Origin of the sequence: Aeromonas sp. 2MA4 (genome assembly GCF_029237305.1) — a bacterium.
GTDB classification, from domain to species: Bacteria; Pseudomonadota; Gammaproteobacteria; order Enterobacterales; family Aeromonadaceae; genus Aeromonas; species Aeromonas salmonicida.
In genome coordinates this window covers 181546-200015 of sequence record NZ_JAACFY010000004.1, presented here as the reverse complement: position 1 = coordinate 200015, position 18470 = coordinate 181546, and the positions used below count along the sequence as shown (strand labels likewise).

Sequence of the window (18470 nt, the reverse complement as noted above, 5' to 3'; positions counted from 1 at the left end):
CCTTTTATCGAGAGCGTCTTCATGAAAAGCGTGATGAAAAAACAACTGTTGATAGGGTCTGTGTTGCTGGTTGCCAGCAGCCAGGTGTGGGCGGATGCGGCCAGCAGCCTCAAGCAGAAGCTGGCCGATGTGAGCCTCTTCTCCGCCAAGTTTGCCCAGACCGTCTACGACAGCAAGGGCAAGGAGCTGCAAAAGGCCGGTGGTGATCTGCTGGTGCAGCGCCCGAATCGTTTCAACTGGCATACCACCTCGCCGGACGAGAGCCTGATCGTGGCGGATGGCAAGGACGTCTGGGTCTATGACCCCTTCGTCGAGCAGGTAACCGCCCTCAAACTCAAGGATGCGGTGCTCAATACCCCCTTCATCCTGATCGCCGGCAACGACGACAAATTCTGGAAGCACTATGACGTGACCCAGGAAGGGAATGTCTACACCGTTACCAGCCGCAACAAGGATGAGCTGATTGCTTCCTTTCGTGTCACGTTCGACAGGCAGAACAACATCAGTCGTTTCGATGTGAAAGAGGCACAGGGGCAGTGGAGCGAATTTACCCTGAGCAGTTTCAACCGCAAGCCGGTGCTCAAGGGCAACGAGTTTGTCTTCAAGATCCCGAAGGGGGTCGAGCTGGACGACCAGCGCTGATGAGCAATTTCTCTTTGGATGTCTCGTCGGGCCATCACCTGCTGGCGGCCCGCATGATGTTTTTGGATCTATCGTCGAGCCGACCGCCACTGGCGGTCGGCATGACGCTGGATGGTCAATGCAGATGAGCAATTTATCGCTGGATTTTTCGTCGGATTTTCGTCCGCTGGCGGCCCGGATGCGGCCGCAAAACCTCGACCAGTACATAGGTCAGCAGCATATCCTGGGGCCTGACAAGCCCCTGCGCAAAGCGATCCTGGCGGGGCACTGCCACTCGATGATTTTGTGGGGGCCGCCCGGTACCGGCAAGACCACCCTGGCGGAACTGATGGCGCACTATTGTCAGGCGGAGGTGGAGCGACTCTCTGCGGTGACCTCCGGCATCAAGGAGATCCGCGCCGCCATCGACAAGGCGAAGGAGAACAGCTGGCGCGGGGTGCGTACCATATTGTTCGTCGATGAGGTGCACCGCTTCAACAAGAGCCAGCAGGATGTGTTCCTGCCCCACATCGAAGATGGCACCATCACCTTTATCGGTGCCACCACCGAAAACCCCTCGTTCGAACTCAACAACGCACTGCTCTCCCGGGCCCGGGTCTATCTGCTCAAGCGACTGGAAAAGGACGACATCCTCGCCATGATGGATCAGGCAATGACAGACTCCCGCGGTCTCAATGATCCGGCACTCACCTTTGCCCCCGGAGTGAAGGAGGCGCTTGCCAAAGCCGTGGATGGTGACGGGCGCAAATCCCTCAACTACCTAGAGCTCTTGGCCGACATGGCCGAGAACAATGGGGTAGGGGAGAGGGTGATCGACAGCACCCTGCTCGCCGCCGTGGTGGGGGAGCATGTGGCGCGCTTTGACAAGGGCGGCGATCACTTCTACGACCTCATCTCGGCGGTGCACAAGTCCATTCGCGGCTCGGCCCCCGATGCGGCGCTCTACTGGTATGCCCGCATGGTGAGCGCAGGTTGCGATCCCCTCTACATCGCCCGCCGCTTGCTGGCGATTGCCTCGGAAGATGTGGGCAATGCCGATCCGCGTGCCATGCAGGTGGCGCTGTCAGCCTGGGATTGCTTCCACCGCATCGGTCCTGCCGAAGGGGAGCGGGCCATCGCCCAGGCCATCGTCTACCTCGCCTGCGCCCCCAAGAGCAATGCAGTCTACACCGCCTGGAAAGCGGCGCTCAACGACGCCAAAAACCTGCCCGATTTCGAGGTGCCGCCGCACCTTCGCAACGCACCCACCAAGCTGATGAGCGATCTGGGCTATGGCGCCGAGTATCGCTATGCCCATGACGAACCGGGCGCCTATGCCGCTGGCGAGCAATATTTTCCGCCGGAGCTGGCGGGCAAGCAGTACTACCAGCCCACGGATCGTGGTCTCGAGAAGCAGATCGCCCAGAAGCTCGATTATCTCCACGAGCTGGATAAACAGAGCCCACACAAGCGGGACACCTGACAGGGCGAGCCCGCCGATGTGCATTCGCCCAAGTGTGCTGGGTGATACCTGGGGCTATATGAGCCTTGCATCGTAAAGGGGCCAGCAGGGGGCGTATTTGCCCTCACATGGCAGGTAACGTCAGTAAAAACGACACAAATAGTCCCTGTTCGCGCGGGGGGGCGGTCTGATACACTGCCCCTCTGACCCCGCTTGTCTTGGCCTGATGCCATCTTCTTGATTTCGAAGGCCTGATTTTGAAGGCCCGAAGCTGAAGACGATAGGGGTGCGCCAACCGATGTTAACTTCCGGATCTGTTTTCTCGCCCGGTCTGATGACCCAGGCCCAGATCCCATTTTAAAAAAGTAGGTAAACCATGCTGGATCCCAAATATCTGCGTAGCGAGATCGACGAAGCTGCTGCTCGTCTGGCGACACGTGGCTACGTTCTGGACGTAGCGGCTGTCAATGCTCTGGAAGAGAAACGCAAGGATCTGCAGTCCCGTACCCAGGAGCTGCAGGCCGAGCGCAATGCCCGCTCCAAGTCCATCGGTGAGGCTGCCCGTCGTGGTGAAGATGTGGCCCCGCTCAAGGCCGAGGTGACCAAGATCAACGACGAGCTGGAGACCAGCAAGGTCGAGCTGGATGCCCTGCTGGCCCAGCTGAAAGCCATATCCGACGCCATCCCCAACCTGCCGAGCGAGACCACGCCGGTGGGGCGCGACGAAAACGACAACGTCGAAGTGCGCCGCTGGGGTACCCCGCGCGCGTTCGACTTCCCGGTGCGCGATCACATCGATCTCGGTGAAGCGGCCAAGGGCGTCGACTTCAAGAACGGCGTCAAGCTCTCCGGCGCCCGTTTCGTGGTGATGAAGGGTCAGATTGCCCGCCTGCACCGCGCCCTGGCGCAGTTCATGCTGGATCTGCACACTCTGCAGCACGGTTACACCGAGTGCTACGTGCCTTACCTGGTGAACCCGGACAGCCTGTACGGCACCGGCCAGCTGCCCAAATTCTCCGAAGACTTGTTCAACACCGGCATCAATGGTGAAGGGGAAGAAGAGGGCAAGATGCGCAAGTTCTCCCTGATCCCGACCTCCGAAGTACCGCTCACCAACATGGCACGCGACGAGATCTTCGATGAGCAGGAGCTGCCCATCAAGATGACGGCCCACAGCCCCTGCTTCCGCTCCGAAGCGGGATCCTACGGCCGCGACACCCGTGGTCTCATCCGCATGCACCAGTTCGACAAGGTCGAGATGGTACAGCTGGTTCACCCCGAGAAATCCTGGGATGCACTGGAAGAGATGGCCGGTCACGCCGAGAAGGTGCTGCAACTGCTGGAGCTGCCGTATCGCGTGATGGCGCTGGCCACTGGCGACATGGGCTTCTGCGCCGCCAAGACCTACGATCTGGAAGTGTGGCTGCCGGCCCAGAACACCTATCGCGAGATCTCGTCCGTCTCCAACTGCACCGACTTCCAGGCGCGCCGCATGCAGGCTCGCGTACGTATCGATGGCAAGCCGCAGCTGCTGCACACCCTGAATGGCTCAGGTCTGGCAGTGGGCCGCACCCTGGTGGCCGTGATCGAGAACTACCAGCAGGAAGATGGCCGCATCGCCATTCCGGCGGCGCTGCAATCCTACATGGGTGGCCTGACCCACATAGGCTGATCCTGTCGCCTTCATGTTAAAAGCCATGGTTCGCCATGGCTTTTTTGTTTCCAAACTTTGCGTTCATGTTTCATTCAGTTTGAAGGAGGTAAAAAACTCGCGGTCAATTCATCGAGGATTGATTCCGGTTTGGTGATCAGGGTGCGTATTGTGTCCTTGCTCACGTTCATTAGAAGCGCAGGCGTATCGGCTGCACCGGCCGGTGGCATGTTTCAAATGAATAAGGAGTAATGAATGACGTCGAGGACGACACCATTGGCGCCCGCTCGCCCTGGTTTGTTTAACCGTTTTCTCAATGGGGTGGAGTGGCTGGGCAATTTGTTGCCACACCCTATTACCTTGTTTGCGCTCTTCTCCCTCACGCTGATCCTGGCCTCCGGTGTCGCGGCCTGGTTCGGGGTGAGTGTGGTTGACCCTCGCCCGGAAGGAGCTCCGGGTCGCAGCATCGACGGCATGATCACGGTGATCAGCCTGTTCAGTGCCGATGGTCTGCAGCGTATCGTTTCCAATCTGGTGACCAACTTCACCGGCTTCGCCCCGCTGGGTACAGTACTGGTTGCGCTGCTTGGTGTGGGTATTGCCGAACACTCGGGCCTGCTCAGTGCCGCCATGCGTGGTCTGGTGATGAGCGCATCGCGGCGCATGGTCACCCTCACAGTGGTGTTTGCCGGCATTATGTCCAACACTGCCGCTGAACTTGGCTATGTGGTGCTTATTCCGCTCTCAGCCATGATATTCCACTCATTGGGCCGTCATCCCCTTGCTGGTCTGGCTGCGGCGTTTGCTGGCGTGTCAGGTGGCTATTCCGCCAACCTGCTGCTCGGTACAGTGGATCCCCTGCTGGCCGGGATCACCCAGATATCGGCTCGCATCATAGATCCCACCTATGTGGTTGGTCCCGAGGTGAACTGGTACTTCATGTTTGTCAGCACCTTCCTCATTACCCTGTTGGGGGCCTGGGTCACCGAGAAGATAGTGGAACCCAAGCTCGGCAAGTATGACCCTAGCGACGCCAGCGTGGTGCTGGACCAGAAGGCTGAACCTTTGAGTGTGCAGGAGAAGCGCGGGCTCTGGTCTGCCCTGGTGGCTGTGCTGGTAGTGAGTGCTCTGCTGGCCCTGACGGTGGTTCCGGCAGATGGCATCCTGCGTCATCCGGATACGGGGGCCATTGCAGGCTCCCCCTTCCTGCACGGGATTGTTGCATTCATCTTCATCTTCTTCGCCATTCCCGGCTTCGTCTATGGCAAGGTGGTGGGCACCATGAAGAGTGATCAGGATGTGATCAAAGCCATGTCCACCAGCATGAGCACCATGGGGATGTATATCGTACTGGTGTTCTTTGCTGCCCAGTTCGTTGCCTACTTCTCCTGGACCAACTTTGGCACCGTGTTTGCGGTGAAGGGGGCCGAGTTGCTGCAATCTCTGGGTCTGACAGGTCCCGGACTCTTCTTCGGCTTCATTCTGATGTGTGCCTTTATCAACCTGATGATTGGGTCAGCATCCGCCCAGTGGGCTGTGACGGCCCCCATTTTCGTTCCCATGTTGATGCTGATCGGCTACTCCCCTGAGGTGATACAGGCGGCGTACCGGATAGGCGACTCTGTGACCAATATCATCACCCCTATGATGAGTTACTTCGGACTTATCCTGGCGGTGGCGGTGCGTTATCAGAAGTCTCTGGGAATAGGCACCCTGATTGCGACCATGTTGCCCTACACGTTGGTGTTTCTGGTGGGTTGGAGCCTGCTCTTCTACGTCTGGGTATTCATGCTCGGTTTGCCGGTTGGTCCCGGCGCGGCTACCTTCTACCAGGTCGGTGGTTGACTTCCCACAGGGCGCCAAACAGGCGCCCGTTTTTATCCGCAGGCGCGGTGCAGCAAAACTTTCCCAAGCATTCCGCAATCGTTTTTGTTAGACTTCGCCGCAATTTTGCAAGGCACATATACGACTTATGGTTTGGATTGATTACGCCATCATGGGCATCATCGGTTTCTCCGCCCTCATCAGCCTGGTGCGCGGCTTCGTCAAGGAAGCCATGTCCCTTGTCACCTGGTTTATCGCCTTCTTTATCGCCAGCCATTTCTATCCCGATCTCGCCGTCTATTTCACCTCGTTCTCCGATCCCCTGGTACGCAACGGCCTGGCCATTGCAGCCCTGTTCGTGGCGACCCTGATCCTGGGCGGCGTGGTGAACTATGTGGTGGGGCTGCTGGTGGAAAAGACCGGCCTGTCAGGAACGGATCGGGTGCTTGGCATCTGTTTTGGCGCCATTCGCGGAGTGCTGATCGTCAGTGCCCTGCTGTTTTTTATGGATACCTTCACCAGCCTCTCCCAGAGCGACTGGTGGGTGGCGTCCAAGCTGGTACCGGAGTTCAAACCGGTTATCCAGTGGTTTTTCGGGTTCATGTTGAACTCATCCAGTTTTCTTAAACAGGTATAGTGACTTCGAGGTAGCAAAGACATGTGTGGTATTGTCGGTATAGTTGGCACCACCCCCGTCAATCAGGCCCTCTACGACGCCTTGACGGTGTTGCAGCACAGGGGACAGGATGCCGCCGGGATCGTGACCATAGACAGTGGAAACTTCCGGCAACGCAAGGCCAACGGCCTGGTGAAGGACGTGTTTGAAGTGCGTCACATGCAGCGACTGAAGGGGCATATCGGCATAGGTCATGTCAGATATCCCACCGCAGGCAGCTCAAGTGCCGCTGAAGCCCAACCTTTTTACGTGAACTCTCCCTACGGCATGGTGCTGGCTCACAACGGCAACCTCACCAACGCCAAGGATCTCAAGGAGCAGCAGTTCAAGGTGGCCCGTCGTCACATCAACACCACCTCCGATTCGGAAGTGCTGCTGAACGTGCTGGCCCACGAACTGGATCTCTGCGACAAGATGGCGCTGCGCCCGGAGGATATCTTCTCTGCGGTGCGCAAGACCCATCAGCAGATCCGTGGCGCCTATGCTGTCGTCTCCCTGGTGATTGGTCATGGCCTCATCGGCTTTCGTGATCCCAACGGCATTCGTCCGCTGATCCTGGGTCGTCGGGCAGACGAGCAGGGCCAGGTGGAGTACATGCTCGCCTCCGAGAGCGTGGCGCTTGACGCCATCGGTTTCGAGACGGTGCGCGATGTCGCGCCGGGTGAAGCCATCTACATCACAGAGCAGGGCCAGCTCTTCTCCGAGCAGTGTGCGGAAAACCCTCAGATGAGCTCCTGCATCTTCGAATATGTCTACTTCGCCCGTCCCGACTCGTGCATCGACAAGGTCTCCGTCTACGCCGCCCGCCTCAACATGGGTCGCAAGCTGGGCCAGAAGATTGCGCGCGAGTGGGAAGATCTCGATGTGGATGTGGTCATCCCCATCCCGGAGACCTCCTGTGACGTGGCGCTGGAGATAGCCCATACCCTGAACCTGCCGTACCGTCAGGGCTTCGTGAAGAACCGCTACATAGGCCGTACCTTCATCATGCCGGGACAGACCCAGCGCAAGAAGTCGGTACGCCGCAAGCTCAACGCCATCAGCTCCGAATTCAAGGGCAAGAAGGTGTTGCTGGTGGATGACAGCATAGTGCGCGGGACCACCTCTGAGCAGATCATCCAGATGGCCCGAGAAGCGGGCGCGGCCAAGGTCTACTTCGCCTCGGCGGCACCGGAAATCCGTTTCCCCAACGTCTATGGCATCGATATGCCGACCGCCAACGAGCTGATCGCCCACGGCCGGGAAGTGGAAGAGGTGTGTGCACTGATTGGTGCCGATGGCCTGATTTTCCAGGATCTGGAAGATCTGGAAGAAGCGGTGCGGGAGATCAACCCCGAGTTGCGCCACTTCGAGACCTCGGTGTTCAACGGTCACTATGTCACCTCCGACGTGGATCAGTCCTATCTGGATCACTTGAACGCCATGCGCAGCGATGACAACAAGGCGGTGCGTGAGTGGCAGGAAGGCACCAGCAATCTGGAAATTTTCAACGAAGGCAGTTAAACGTTTTCGTTGTCAATGAAAGAGATGAGATGGGGGCTGCGGCCCCCATTGTCGTGTCTGGGTAATGAGGTCGGGATGTTATCTGCTTGAAAAAAAAGCACTTATGCAGCCGGGTGTGGGCAGTGGCGGCGGGATCCGCTAGCATAGTCACCCTGTCGCGCCCTTCGCGCAGTCGTATCCACTCGACTAAATGCCGTATCAACCAGAACAGACGAGAATTCAGATGGATGACTTGTTAGCCCCCGTGCGCCAGTTTTTGCAGTGCGAGACCCCGGACGAGTGGGTGGCAATGGCGCGCGACCCCGCCCATCTGCCCACCCTGCTCATCGATCACGCCAACTGCGAGAACAAGGCTGCGCTCACTGCCCACAGCCTGGTGCGTCGCTACTGCTTGCCCAAGGGAAAACGTCATCTGCTGCCCAAGCTGGAATTCTATCGGGAGCTGGATGCCATCCCGGAGAAGGCCGAGATCCTGGGCAAGCGCAGCATGGGGGAGTCCGATCGCACCGTGTTTGAGGAGCTGGCCCGCAACCCGCTGCTGTTTCCCATGGTGCGGCTCATTCAGGAGGAGCTGCACCACTTCGAGCAGGTACTGGCGCTGATGGCCGCGCGCAACATCCCCTATGGCCCCGTGACCGCCTCCCGCTACGCCCGCAACCTGATGCAGCATGTACGCACCCATGAGCCTGCCACCCTGGTCGACAAGCTGATCATCGGTGCCTACATAGAGGCGCGCTCCTGCGAGCGCTTTGCCAAGCTGGCGCCCCATCTGGACGAGGAGCTGGGTCGTTTCTATGTCTCCCTGCTGCGCTCCGAGGCGCGCCATTATCAGGACTATCTGGCCCTGGCCGAGCAATATGCGGGTGAGGATATCAGCGAGCGGGTGGCTTATTTTGGCAAACTCGAAGCCGAGCTTGTCTGCTCGCCGGATCCGCAATTCAGGTTCCATAGCGGGCTGCCTGTCAGATCTGACAGTTGTTGATGTCAAGGGGGCTGCCTACCATGGCCATGTTCCTACTACGAGCGACGCATCATTTTTGAGCGCAATTCCCGGCCCCTGAGCCGGGATTTTTTTGCGCGTTTTCAAGCAGGTGAGCAGGGGAGAGTGCCGGTGCCAGGGCTGGCACCGGCCACGGGATCAGCGGCGGTATTCGTTGTTGTAGTTCTGGATCAGGCGGCGGGTCACCTCATGCTGGGGATCGGCGAACACCTTGAGGGTTTTGCCACGCTCCACCACTCGTCCGTCGTGCATCACCAGCACCTCGTCACTGATGTGACTGACCACCCCCAGATCGTTGGCTACCAGCACATAGCTCAGTCCCATGGTCTCCTGCATCTCCAGCAGCAGGTTGATGATCTGGGAGCGTACCGAGATATCCAGGGTGGAGAGCGCTTCATCGGCTACCACTATCTTGGGATTGAGGATCAGCGCCCGTGCCAGCGCCACCCGCTGCTGCTGACCGGCGGAGAGCATCTGGGGATAGAAGAGAGCGTGATCCGGCAGCATGCCCACCATGCGCAGGGTCTGCACTACCTTGTCGTGGCGCTCCTCGTCACTCATTTCGGTGTTGAGCCGCAGCGGTGTCTCCAGGATCTGGCCGACCCGGATCTTGCGGTTGAGGGAGGAGTTGGGGTCCTGGAAGATCATGCGCAGCAGCTTGCAGCGGGTCTGATAGTCGCCATGCACCAGGGGCTGACCCTCGATGGCGATGTCGCCGCTGGTGGGCTCTATCATGCCGGCCAGGATCCGTGCCAGGGTACTCTTGCCGGAGCCGGCTTCACCGACGATGGCCAGCGTCTGGCCCACGTCCAGATCAAACGAGAGCGGCTTGATGGCTTCCACCGCCCGGCGGCGAAACAGGCCGGTGCGGTTTTGATAGGTCTTGCTAAGGCCTCTGACCTGCAACAGGGAGGGTTCAATCACAAGCTGTGCTCCTTGACGGGGGCGTTAACGAACATCATTTTTTCGGCTCCTCCATGTTCAGCGGGAAGTGGCAACTGAACTGGTGGCCCTTGATCTTGCTCATCAGCGGCGTCTGTACGCACTGCTTCTGGGCATAGGGGCAACGGGGACCGAGTCGGCAACCTATGGGCAGATGCTGCAGCGGTGGAATGACACCGGGCAGGGTTTCGAGTCGCGACTTGTGGCGCACCAGCTTGTCAAAGTCGGGAATGGACTTGAGCAAGGCATCGGTATAGGGGTGGTGCGGGGTATCCAGGATCTGATCCCGGGTACCGACCTCCACCATCTGGCCGCAGTACATCACGTTGATGGTGTCGGTCAGGTTGGCGATGGCGGCAATGTCGTTGCTGATGATGAGAATGGTGGTGTTGCCCAGCTTGTTCATCTTGTCCAGCAGCCGCAGGATCTGGGAGTGGGTGGTGGACTCCATGGCGCTGGTGGGCTCATCGGCTACCAGCAGGCGTGGCTTGTTGGCAATGGCCATGGCGATCATCACCTTCTGACACATACCGTCAGAGAGCTCGTGGGGATAGGCGCGCATTACCTTGCGGTGATCCTTGACGCCGACCCTGTGCAGCAGCGCGATGGCTTTTTTCTTGCGCCACTGGAAGCGTTGCCAGAATTTCCCTTCAAACGAATCGGTCGGGATCGCCTCTTCCAGCTGGGCGCCAATCTCCCCGGACGGATCCAGGCAGCTGATGGGGTCCTGAAAAATCATGGCTATCTCGCGGCCCATGATCCGGCGCCGCTCCTTGGGTGCCATGGTCAGCAGATCCATGTCGTTGAAGCGCATCCGGTCGGCACGTACCGTCCAGTTGTCTTTCTGGATGCCGACGATCACTTTGGCAATCAGGCTCTTGCCGGAGCCGGATTCCCCCACCAGGCCGCGGATCTCCCCCTCGGTCAGGGTCAGGCTCACCTTGTCCACCGCCTTGACCTTGCCCTGTGGCGTGTCAATTTCGATGGTGAGGTTGCGTATGTCGAGCAAGGGCATTAATCATTCCCCTCTTTGAGTGCTTCACGGATGCCTTCACCCACTAAATTGGTTACCAGCACGCTGAACAGTATGGCCATGCCCGGCAGGGTCACGGTCCAGGGGGCGAGATAGATGAGATCGCTCGAGTCGGCCAGCATGGCCCCCCACTCAGGCTGGGGAGACTGGGCACCGAGGCCGAGAAAACCCACCGCTGAGATATCGAGGATGGCGGCAGAGAGGGTGCGAGTGGTCTGGGCGACCAGGGTCTCCACTATGTTCGGCAGTACGGCCAGACGCATGATCCGAAACGGGGGCGAGCCGTCGAGGCGACTGGCGATGATGTACTCCTTTTGCATCTCGGTGTGAACGGCGTTGTAGGTCGCCCGGATAAAGGGGGGGATCAGCGCCAGCGTGATGGCAATCAGGGTGTTGAACAGGCCGGGCCCCAGGATGGCGACCATGATGATGGCCAGCAGCAGAGAGGGGATGGAGAGCAGGGTGTCGAGCAAGTGGTGCAGCACGCTCGATTTGAGCCCCTTGCTCATGCCGCCCAGGATGCCGATGGCCGTGCCGACCACCATGGCGATCAGCACTACCAGCAAGGCATTGCCGAAGGTGAAGCGCGCGCCCACCACCAGCCGGGAGAGGATGTCACGGCCCAGATCGTCTGTGCCAAGGAAGTAGTCTATGTTGCCGCTGTTGGCCCAGGAGGGTGCCAGCAGCAGGTGGGTACTGTGCTGCTCATCGATGCCATAGGGCACCAGGAAGGGGCCAATCAAGGTGATGAGCAGCAGGATCACGAAGCACCAGAGTGCTCCCATGGCCAGCGGATTGCGGCGATAGGAGGCCCAGGTCTGCTCCAGCGGGGAGAGGATCTTGAGCTCGGGGTAGAGGCTAGTCTTGTCTTGCATAGGATTCCTGGCTCCGGGTCATGCCGTGAGCACCTTCAGTCTTGTTTTGCATAGAGTTCTTTACGTCGTGCCGGATAGATGATGGTGGTGAGCAGCTCTGTGCTGACGCTGGTAAAGATAACGAAGCCAGCTACCACCAGGGTGGCGCCACGGATGGCGGCATAGTCCTGCAGGGCTATGCTGCTGATGAGCCAGCGACCTATCCCGTGCCACTCGAACACCACCTCAGTGATCATGGCGGAGGTAAGCACGCTGCCCAGCTGCAGACCCAGCAGCGGCAACACGGGGGGCAGGGCATTCTTGAGGCCATGGCGCCAGACAATCTGCCGGCGGGAGAGACCACGGCTCGCCGCTGCCTTGATGTAGTTCTGCTTCATCACGTCGATAAGGGAGCTGCGTACGTGGCGGATCACCTCTGTGGTGGGGACCACAGCCAGCACCAGCGAGGGCAGGATCAAGTGGCGCAGGGCGTCGTGCAGCGCCGCTTGGCGCCAGGGTTCATGGCTCATCAGTACGTCGATCAGTGCTATGCCGGTGATGGAGGGCACGTCGTAGAGCAGGCTGATCTGGCCGGAGGCGGGCAACCAGCCGAGATCCAGCGAGAAGAACATCACCATCAGCAGCGCCAGCCAGAATACCGGCACCGAATAACCGATGAGACTGGCGGTCATGATGGAGAGATCCAGCGGCTTGCCTTGTGAGAGCGCCGCCAGGGTGCCCAGCGGAATGCCCACCAGCAGCGAGATGGCAAACGCCGTTGCACAGAGGATCAGGGTGGCCGGGAAGTAGTGGCGGATCTCGTCCAGCACAGGCAGACCGGATACACTGGAAAGCCCCAGATCCCCGTCCAGAATCTTGTTCAGGAAGTCAGGATAGCCGCTCCAGAAGCTGGCTTGCAGGCCGATGAGCCGATAATCCAGCAGATAGGCGACGAAGGTCAGGGCCAGCAGAGTAATGAGCAGCAGACTGATGCGGCGCAAAATATAGAGAAACATGCTTACTCCCTGTGGGCTTGGTAGAAGACGGTGCCGCCAAAAGGCATCAGGGAGAGCCCCTCAATGTCGCTGCGACTGACCTGGGTGCGCAGGGCATGGGCCAGCGGGATGAGCGGCAACTGCTCGTTGAGCAGGGTCTGGGCGTAATAGTAGTTGCGCAACCGGAACGCCAGCTGGGGTGTGGTCACAGCGTCATCCAGCAGTTGATCGAAGGCCGGACTGCACCAGCGGCTGTAGTTGTTGCCACGCTCGACGGCGGTGCAGCTCAACAACTGGCGAAAGAAGTTGTCGGGGTCGGCGTTGTCGGCAATCCAGCCCGATAGCAGGCTGTCGTATTGGCCGTGGGCGAGGCGCGTTTCGATGACAGGCCACTCCTGCTGCACGATTTTCAGCTTGATGCCGACTTTGGCCAGATCGCTGCGCATCAGCTGGGCTGTCTTGAGGGCATCCGGGTTGTAGGGGCGCGAGCCCGGCTGTACCAGTACCTGCATCTCGAATCCGTGCTCAAGTCCGGCCTCCTTGAGCAGCTGACGTGATCGCTTCAAGTCTTGCTGACGCATCGGCAAAGAAGGATTGTAGCCCCAGGAGAGGGGAGGGAGCAGGCTGTTGGCCGGTTGTCCTGTCTCGAAGTAGACCGCTTGCAACAGGTTGTCGATATTGATGGCACTGGCGATGGCCTGACGTACCTGTACCTTGTTGAAGGGCGCCTTGCGGGTGTTGAGGGCCAGGAAGGCCACGTTCATGCCCGACTGTATGGACAGGCTCAGTTTCGGGTTCTGCTTGATCACCGACAACTGGCTGGCAACGGGAGTGCTCATCACATCGCACTCGCCCGTCAGCAGCTTGGCCAGTCGTTTGGCGGATTTTGGCGTGATGTCATAGACCAGTTGTTCAATCTTGGCTTCGCCGCCCCAGTAACCCGGGTGGCGCAGGTAACGAACATATTCGTTGTGGCGATACTCCTTGAAGCTGAACGGACCTGTCCCGACCGGTTGGGTGTCCAGCAGTGCGGGGGTGCCGGCGCGGCGCATCTGGTCGGCATATTCGGCGGAGAGCACTATGGCGTAGTCGCTGGCCAGCGTGGCGAGGAAGGAGGCATCCGGCCGATTCAGTTCAAACACCACCTGCAGCTGTCCCTTCTTGTAGACCCGCTTGATCAGTTGATCCAGCCCCAGGCTGTAGAAGTAGGGATACTCGCCCCCTGAAATGGCGTGATAGGGGTGCTGCTTGTCCAGCAGCCGCTGCCAGGTGAACAGCACATCGTCGGCATTCAGGTTGCGTGAGGGACTGAACCAGGGTGTGTGGTGAAAGGTGACGCCCTTGCGCAGAGTCAGGGTGTAGGAGAGACCATCGTCACTTACACTCCAGCGGGTGGCGAGCCCCCCTTCCAGCGCCAGCGTGTTGGGGTTCACCTCCAGCAGGCGATCGTAGAGCGGGCGGGAGCTGGCATCCAGGGTCACCCCGGAATTGGAGACCTGGGGATTGAAGGTTTGGGGCGAGCCTTCCGCACAGTAGATGAGTCCCGTCCTGGACGCGTCGTCTTGTTTCTGACAACCGGTAACCAGCACCAGCAATCCAAGCAGCAAGGGTTTGAGCATTCTCATTGTAGAACCATGTTTTTATACAAATGTGCCAGTATCGGGGCTGGCGAGTTGCAGGAGTCGGCCTGAACCGGGCTCCCTGTGGTTTCAATTCGCATCGTTATCACTGTCCAGCAGCGGGTATTTGCGCCGCATGCCACGGCACTGGTGATAGCGCAGGGCCAGCATTTCCTGTGGCGTCAATCCGCATCGTTATCACTGTCCAGCAGCTGGTATTTGCGCAGCATGCCACGGAACTGGTGATAACTCAGGGCCAGCAACTGGGCGGCTTTGCGCTGATTATACTGGGATTGCTGCATGGCTTGCTTGAGTAAATCAATTTCATACTCAGCCACCGCGTTTTTGAGATCCAGCGGCAGGCTTTGAGCGGCCGGGTTAGTCTGTGGCAGGCTCTCACTGGCGATGTGCGTGGCAGGGGCACCTTGCGCACGGGGCCGCCAGGGGGAATCGAACGGGTTGAGCACCAGATCCGATAGCGGCAACTGGGGATTGCCCTGACGATAGATGCTGCGCTCCACCACGTTCTTGAGCTCCCGCACGTTGCCGGGCCAGGGGTAATCCAGCAGCAGCTGGGTCGCCTTGCGCGAAAATCCGGCAAACAGGGGATAACCCAGCTCCCGGGTCATGCCGTGGGCGAAGTGCTCCGCCAGCATCAGTATGTCCTCGCGCCGCTCCCGCAAGGGGGGCAGAGTGATGACATCAAAGGCAAGCCTGTCCAGCAAGTCGTGGCGAAAGTGCCCCTTGTCGGCCAACGCCGGCAGATCCTCGTTGGTGGCACACACTAGCCGTACATCTACCTTGAGGGCCTTGGCCCCACCCACTCGCTCGAATTCACCGTATTCGATGACCCGCAGCAGTTTTTCCTGTACCCGGTCGCTGGTGGTCGCCAGCTCGTCGAGGAACAGAGTGCCGCCATCGGCGCGCTCGAACCGGCCCTGATGGCGCTTGGCGGCGCCGGTGAAGGATCCTGCCTCGTGGCCGAACAGCTCGGTTTCCAGCAGGCTCTCGCTCAAGGTGGCGCAGTTGATGGTGACAAAGCTTTGATCCCAACGCCCCGAGAGATAATGTAGGCGGTGGGCGATGAGCTCCTTGCCCGTTCCCCGTTCGCCGATGATCAGCACGGGTTTGCGCAGCGGTGCGAGGCGGGAGGCCTGCTCAATGATCTCGAGGAATGCGTTGGATTCCCCCAACAGGCTTTCCGTGGCCGTGCTCATAGTGATCCCTGTCAGTTGTAAAAGCTGGTCAATCTTACCAAAAGTTGGTGATTTTAATCATCACTTAGATGGGGTATCTCGAAACTCGACCCATAGGCCCATATAAATCAACAAGTTAAATTCTGTTTCAGATTGGCACACAAGTTGCCATTGTCAATGGAGAAACAACGTATGCCAACCACAGGAGTTCTATCATGAGTATTTTTTCCCGTCTGGCCGACATCATCAATTCGAACCTGACGTCCCTGCTCGACAAGGCAGAAGATCCCCAGAAGATGGTGCGCCTGATCATCCAGGAAATGGAAGATGAACTGGTGAAGGAGCGCTCCAATCTGGCCCGCTTCCTCGCCAGCCAGAAAGAGATAGGCCGTCAGGTCAGTCGCCATCAGGAGCGAGTGAACGAGTGGCAGGGCAAGGCCGAGCTGGCGCTGGCCAAGGGGCGCGAAGATTTGGCGCGTGCCGCCCTCATCGAGAAGAAGAAGCAGAGCGAGCTGGCCGAGACCCTCTATCGCGAGCAGCAGGCAGTGGACAGTGGCATCGAGAAACTGGGTGACGAAATACGTCAGCTGGAAGCCAAGCTGGAAGATGCCCGCAGCCGTCAAAAAGCGATGGCGATCCGCACCGAAGCTGCCAGCAGTCGCCTCAATGTGCAGAGCCAGGTTGCCCGTGGCGACAGTCAGGCCGTGGTCAGCAAGTTCGAGCGCATGGAGCGTCGCATCGACGAGATGGAAGCCCGTGCCGATCTGGGACAATCAGACAAGGCGCTGGCCCAGCAGTTTGCCGAGCTGGAAGCCGACGATCAGATAAGCAAGGAGCTCGAGGCCATGCGTCAGAAGCTGGGCCAGGGCGACACCACACCAAAACAGGGAGAGTAACGGATGGAAGATCTGCTGGGCGTATTGATGGTTCCCATGGTGGTCTTCATGGTGGTGGTGGCCCCTATCTGGCTGGTGCTGCACTACAGAGCCAAGGGGCGGATCGGTACCGGTCTCGCCGATAGCGAACGGGAGCAACTGCAAGGCTTGCTGGCCCGCGCCGAGAAGATGCAGGAGCGGGTCGGTGCGCTGGAATCGATTCTGGATGCGGAAGTCCCGGGCTGGAGGAACAAGGTATGAGTCCATCGAATCGGGAGGGGCGCAATCTCTATCGCGACCCCCAACAGGGCAAGATAGCCGGTGTGTGTGCCGGCCTTGCCGACTACTTTGGGGTGGAGACCTGGATCGTGCGGCTGCTGGCCATCAGCGGTCTCATCTTTGCAGGTTTCATCACCTTCACCGCCTACATAGCAGCCTGGTTTCTGCTCGATAAAAAGCCGGTCACTCTCTATCAAAACGAGGAGGGAGATTTTGCCGAGGTGCGCATGAAGGCACGCAGCTGGCAGGCTGGGATCACGCCCCATCAGGCACTGGGCCGTATCGCGCAGGAGCTCGATACTCTGGAGCCCAGGCTGCAGCGCATCGAGAAGCTGGTGACTTCCAAGGAGTTCACTCTGCAACGGGAATTCAGCAAGCTGTGAATCCGTGACGGTTCGATGAGGCCTGCCGGACTCATCGAACCTGCATGACCAATCTGGTTGGCAGGTTCGGTGAGTGCAACCGGGTCGTACGATCGAGAATAAATGGGACAAACGGGAGAACGGGATCCGCTTTGATACGCAACAAACTCGAACAAAAATGGTCGCTCTTGCAGCACAAGGCCACCGACGTGGTGAACCGGGTACGGGATCGCCACATACGACTGGCAGTGACGGGTCTTTCCCGCAGCGGCAAGACTGCCTTCATCACAGCGCTGGTCAACCAGCTTGAACATGCGGCCATCGATGGCCGCTTGCCGTTGTGGGATGCCCAGCGGCAGGGGCGGATCCTGGGCGCCCGTCGGGTGCCCCAGAAAAATGCCCACATTCCCACCTTCGCCTATGAGCGCGGGCTCGATGCCCTGTTTGGCGATCCCCCAGCCTGGCCCGAGCCTACCCGCGGGGTGGCCGAGGTGCGCCTCGAGATCCGCTATCGCACCCGCCATCCCTTGCGCAAGCACCTGGGAGACATGTCCACCCTCTATGTGGATCTGGTGGACTATCCGGGGGAGTGGCTGCTCGACTTGCCGCTGCTTGAACTGAGTTATGAGCAGTGGAGCGAGCAGGTGCGTGACCAGCTGCGTCGCCCCGAGTTGCAGGCGCTGGCGGCCGCGTGGCTGGCGATCGCGTGGCAGGCTGAGCAGGCCTTCGAAGAGCGGCCTGTGGCGGAGCTTGCCGAGCGTTACACCGATTACCTCCATGCCTGCAAGCGCGAGCTTGGGCTGCACCTCATCCAACCCGGTCGCTTTGTGCTGCCGGGGGAGTATGCCGGTGCCCCCATGCTGCAGTTTGTGCCCTGGATGTGGGACAAACCTGCTGGCGAGCCCGCCGATGGCACCCTCTATGCCACTCTCAAGCAGCGTTTCGAGCAGTACAAGCAGCATCTGGTGCAGGGCTTTTATGAGCAGCACTTTGCCGGTTTCGATCGTCAGATAGTGCTGGTGGACTGCCTGCAACCCCTCAATGCCGGCGCCGCCAGCTTTGGTGACATGCAGCAGGCCATCGCCCGCATCATGGAGAGCTTTGCCTACGGCAAGAGCAACTGGTGGCGACGGCTCTTCTCGCCGCGCATCGACAAACTGCTGTTTGTGGCGAGCAAGGCCGATCACGTTACCCCCGAGCAGCACGGCCCTCTGGTCTCTTTGCTCCAGCACCTGGTGCGCAGCGGCCGGGGTCAGGCACGCTTTGAGGGGATCACTACAGAGTGTCTGGCGCTGGCCGCCATCAAGGCGACCGAGGTGGGCAAGGGGGTGGCCAATGGCTGCGAGTTTCCCGCCATCCGCGGTACCAGCCTCTCGGGGGAGCCGTTATTGCTCTTCCCGGGGGAGGTGCCTGCCCATATCCCGCCAGCCCAGTGGTGGAACAATCAGGGCTTTGATTTTCAGGCATTTCGCCCTTTGGCGATGAGTCCCCATCAGGCATTGCCCCATATCCGGCTCGATGCGGCGCTGGAGTTTCTGCTCGGGGATCACCTCGAATAACCCAGGCTCTGTGGCAATG

Annotated in this window: 17 protein-coding genes; 11 read left to right on the top strand and 6 right to left on the bottom strand. The window is 59.5% G+C overall.

Going from position 1 to position 18470, the window contains the following annotated elements; translation table 11 throughout:
- Positions 1 to 33 precede the first annotated feature (33 nt).
- The 7 genes from lolA (at position 34) to miaE (ending at position 8719) form a co-directional block, all read left to right on the top strand.
- Positions 34 to 642: an outer membrane lipoprotein chaperone LolA gene (gene lolA, locus GWQ31_RS06370; protein ID WP_005310741.1), complete on the top strand. Its 609-nt coding sequence runs from the start codon at positions 34 to 36 to the stop codon at positions 640 to 642.
- A 118-nt stretch (positions 643 to 760) separates the two neighbouring features.
- Positions 761 to 2104 (top strand): replication-associated recombination protein A, encoded by a 1344-nt coding sequence (locus GWQ31_RS06365; RefSeq protein WP_275908918.1) that lies wholly within the window; start codon positions 761 to 763, stop codon positions 2102 to 2104.
- A 355-nt stretch (positions 2105 to 2459) separates the two neighbouring features.
- Entirely contained in the window at positions 2460 to 3755 is a 1296-nt protein-coding gene (serS, locus tag GWQ31_RS06360; RefSeq protein WP_275908917.1) for a serine--tRNA ligase, read from the top strand.
- Positions 3756 to 3989: 234 nt separating this feature from the next.
- Entirely contained in the window at positions 3990 to 5579 is a 1590-nt protein-coding gene (locus GWQ31_RS06355) for an AbgT family transporter (RefSeq protein ID WP_275908916.1), read from the top strand.
- 127 nt (positions 5580 to 5706) lie between these two features.
- Positions 5707 to 6195: a CvpA family protein gene (locus GWQ31_RS06350; protein ID WP_271770935.1), complete on the top strand. Its 489-nt coding sequence runs from the start codon at positions 5707 to 5709 to the stop codon at positions 6193 to 6195.
- Positions 6196 to 6216: 21 nt separating this feature from the next.
- Complete coding sequence (purF, locus tag GWQ31_RS06345) at positions 6217 to 7737, top strand: amidophosphoribosyltransferase (protein ID WP_005310748.1); 1521 nt, start codon at positions 6217 to 6219, stop codon at positions 7735 to 7737.
- A gap of 223 nt (positions 7738 to 7960) precedes the next feature.
- Positions 7961 to 8719 carry a tRNA isopentenyl-2-thiomethyl-A-37 hydroxylase MiaE gene (gene miaE, locus GWQ31_RS06340; protein WP_256688196.1) on the top strand — a complete coding sequence of 253 codons (759 nt, stop codon included), beginning with the start codon at positions 7961 to 7963 and terminating at the stop codon, positions 8717 to 8719.
- 156 nt (positions 8720 to 8875) lie between these two features.
- On the opposite strand, the gene GWQ31_RS06335 is transcribed toward miaE, so the two are convergent.
- The 6 genes from GWQ31_RS06335 to pspF all read right to left on the bottom strand — a co-directional run bounded on the left by GWQ31_RS06335 (position 8876) and on the right by pspF (position 15397).
- On the bottom strand, positions 8876 to 9661 hold the full coding sequence (locus GWQ31_RS06335; RefSeq protein WP_219592664.1) for an ATP-binding cassette domain-containing protein: 786 nt from the start codon (positions 9659 to 9661) through the stop codon (positions 8876 to 8878).
- 34 nt (positions 9662 to 9695) lie between these two features.
- A complete protein-coding gene (locus tag GWQ31_RS06330; protein ID WP_017411679.1) occupies positions 9696 to 10694 on the bottom strand; it encodes an oligopeptide/dipeptide ABC transporter ATP-binding protein in 999 nt (332 codons plus the stop codon).
- Positions 10694 to 11587 (bottom strand): ABC transporter permease subunit, encoded by an 894-nt coding sequence (locus GWQ31_RS06325; RefSeq protein WP_099993628.1) that lies wholly within the window; start codon positions 11585 to 11587, stop codon positions 10694 to 10696. Before GWQ31_RS06325 ends, GWQ31_RS06330 begins: the two co-directional genes overlap by 1 nt.
- Before the next feature lie 35 nt (positions 11588 to 11622).
- Positions 11623 to 12582: an ABC transporter permease subunit gene (locus tag GWQ31_RS06320; protein ID WP_275908915.1), complete on the bottom strand. Its 960-nt coding sequence runs from the start codon at positions 12580 to 12582 to the stop codon at positions 11623 to 11625.
- Between the two features lie 2 nt (positions 12583 to 12584).
- A complete protein-coding gene (gene sapA, locus GWQ31_RS06315; protein WP_192873408.1) occupies positions 12585 to 14180 on the bottom strand; it encodes an ABC transporter substrate-binding protein SapA in 1596 nt (531 codons plus the stop codon).
- Positions 14181 to 14362: 182 nt separating this feature from the next.
- A complete protein-coding gene (gene pspF / locus GWQ31_RS06310) occupies positions 14363 to 15397 on the bottom strand; it encodes a phage shock protein operon transcriptional activator (protein ID WP_275908914.1) in 1035 nt (344 codons plus the stop codon).
- Between the two features lie 194 nt (positions 15398 to 15591).
- Here pspF and pspA point away from each other — a divergent pair, with 194 nt between their 5' ends.
- The 4 genes from pspA (at position 15592) to GWQ31_RS06290 (ending at position 18451) form a co-directional block, all read left to right on the top strand.
- On the top strand, positions 15592 to 16272 hold the full coding sequence (gene pspA, locus GWQ31_RS06305; protein ID WP_005310762.1) for a phage shock protein PspA: 681 nt from the start codon (positions 15592 to 15594) through the stop codon (positions 16270 to 16272).
- Positions 16273 to 16275: 3 nt separating this feature from the next.
- On the top strand, positions 16276 to 16512 hold the full coding sequence (gene pspB, locus GWQ31_RS06300; RefSeq protein WP_005310764.1) for an envelope stress response membrane protein PspB: 237 nt from the start codon (positions 16276 to 16278) through the stop codon (positions 16510 to 16512).
- Entirely contained in the window at positions 16509 to 16913 is a 405-nt protein-coding gene (gene pspC, locus GWQ31_RS06295; protein ID WP_005310766.1) for an envelope stress response membrane protein PspC, read from the top strand. The genes pspB and pspC overlap by 4 nt, the downstream gene beginning before the upstream one ends.
- A 131-nt stretch (positions 16914 to 17044) precedes the next feature.
- Entirely contained in the window at positions 17045 to 18451 is a 1407-nt protein-coding gene (locus GWQ31_RS06290; RefSeq protein ID WP_275908913.1) for a YcjX family protein, read from the top strand.
- Positions 18452 to 18470: the final 19 nt, after the last annotated feature.

What these genes read in the sequence shown, in the direction of transcription:
- pspA (WP_005310762.1), top strand. Translation starts at nt 15,592, where the DNA reads ATGAGTATTTTTTCCCGTCTGGCCGACATCATCAATTCGAACCTGACG.
- miaE (WP_256688196.1), top strand. Translation starts at nt 7,961, where the DNA reads ATGGATGACTTGTTAGCCCCCGTGCGCCAGTTTTTGCAGTGCGAGACC.
- GWQ31_RS06330 (WP_017411679.1), bottom strand. Translation starts at nt 10,694, where the DNA reads ATGCCCTTGCTCGACATACGCAACCTCACCATCGAAATTGACACGCCA.
- pspB (WP_005310764.1), top strand. Translation starts at nt 16,276, where the DNA reads ATGGAAGATCTGCTGGGCGTATTGATGGTTCCCATGGTGGTCTTCATG.
- pspF (WP_275908914.1), bottom strand. Translation starts at nt 15,397, where the DNA reads ATGAGCACGGCCACGGAAAGCCTGTTGGGGGAATCCAACGCATTCCTC.
- sapA (WP_192873408.1), bottom strand. Translation starts at nt 14,180, where the DNA reads ATGCTCAAACCCTTGCTGCTTGGATTGCTGGTGCTGGTTACCGGTTGT.
- GWQ31_RS06355 (WP_275908916.1), top strand. Translation starts at nt 3,990, where the DNA reads ATGACGTCGAGGACGACACCATTGGCGCCCGCTCGCCCTGGTTTGTTT.
- GWQ31_RS06320 (WP_275908915.1), bottom strand. Translation starts at nt 12,582, where the DNA reads ATGTTTCTCTATATTTTGCGCCGCATCAGTCTGCTGCTCATTACTCTG.
- serS (WP_275908917.1), top strand. Translation starts at nt 2,460, where the DNA reads ATGCTGGATCCCAAATATCTGCGTAGCGAGATCGACGAAGCTGCTGCT.
- GWQ31_RS06350 (WP_271770935.1), top strand. Translation starts at nt 5,707, where the DNA reads ATGGTTTGGATTGATTACGCCATCATGGGCATCATCGGTTTCTCCGCC.
- lolA (WP_005310741.1), top strand. Translation starts at nt 34, where the DNA reads ATGAAAAAACAACTGTTGATAGGGTCTGTGTTGCTGGTTGCCAGCAGC.
- GWQ31_RS06325 (WP_099993628.1), bottom strand. Translation starts at nt 11,587, where the DNA reads ATGCAAGACAAGACTAGCCTCTACCCCGAGCTCAAGATCCTCTCCCCG.
- purF (WP_005310748.1), top strand. Translation starts at nt 6,217, where the DNA reads ATGTGTGGTATTGTCGGTATAGTTGGCACCACCCCCGTCAATCAGGCC.
- pspC (WP_005310766.1), top strand. Translation starts at nt 16,509, where the DNA reads ATGAGTCCATCGAATCGGGAGGGGCGCAATCTCTATCGCGACCCCCAA.
- GWQ31_RS06365 (WP_275908918.1), top strand. Translation starts at nt 761, where the DNA reads ATGCAGATGAGCAATTTATCGCTGGATTTTTCGTCGGATTTTCGTCCG.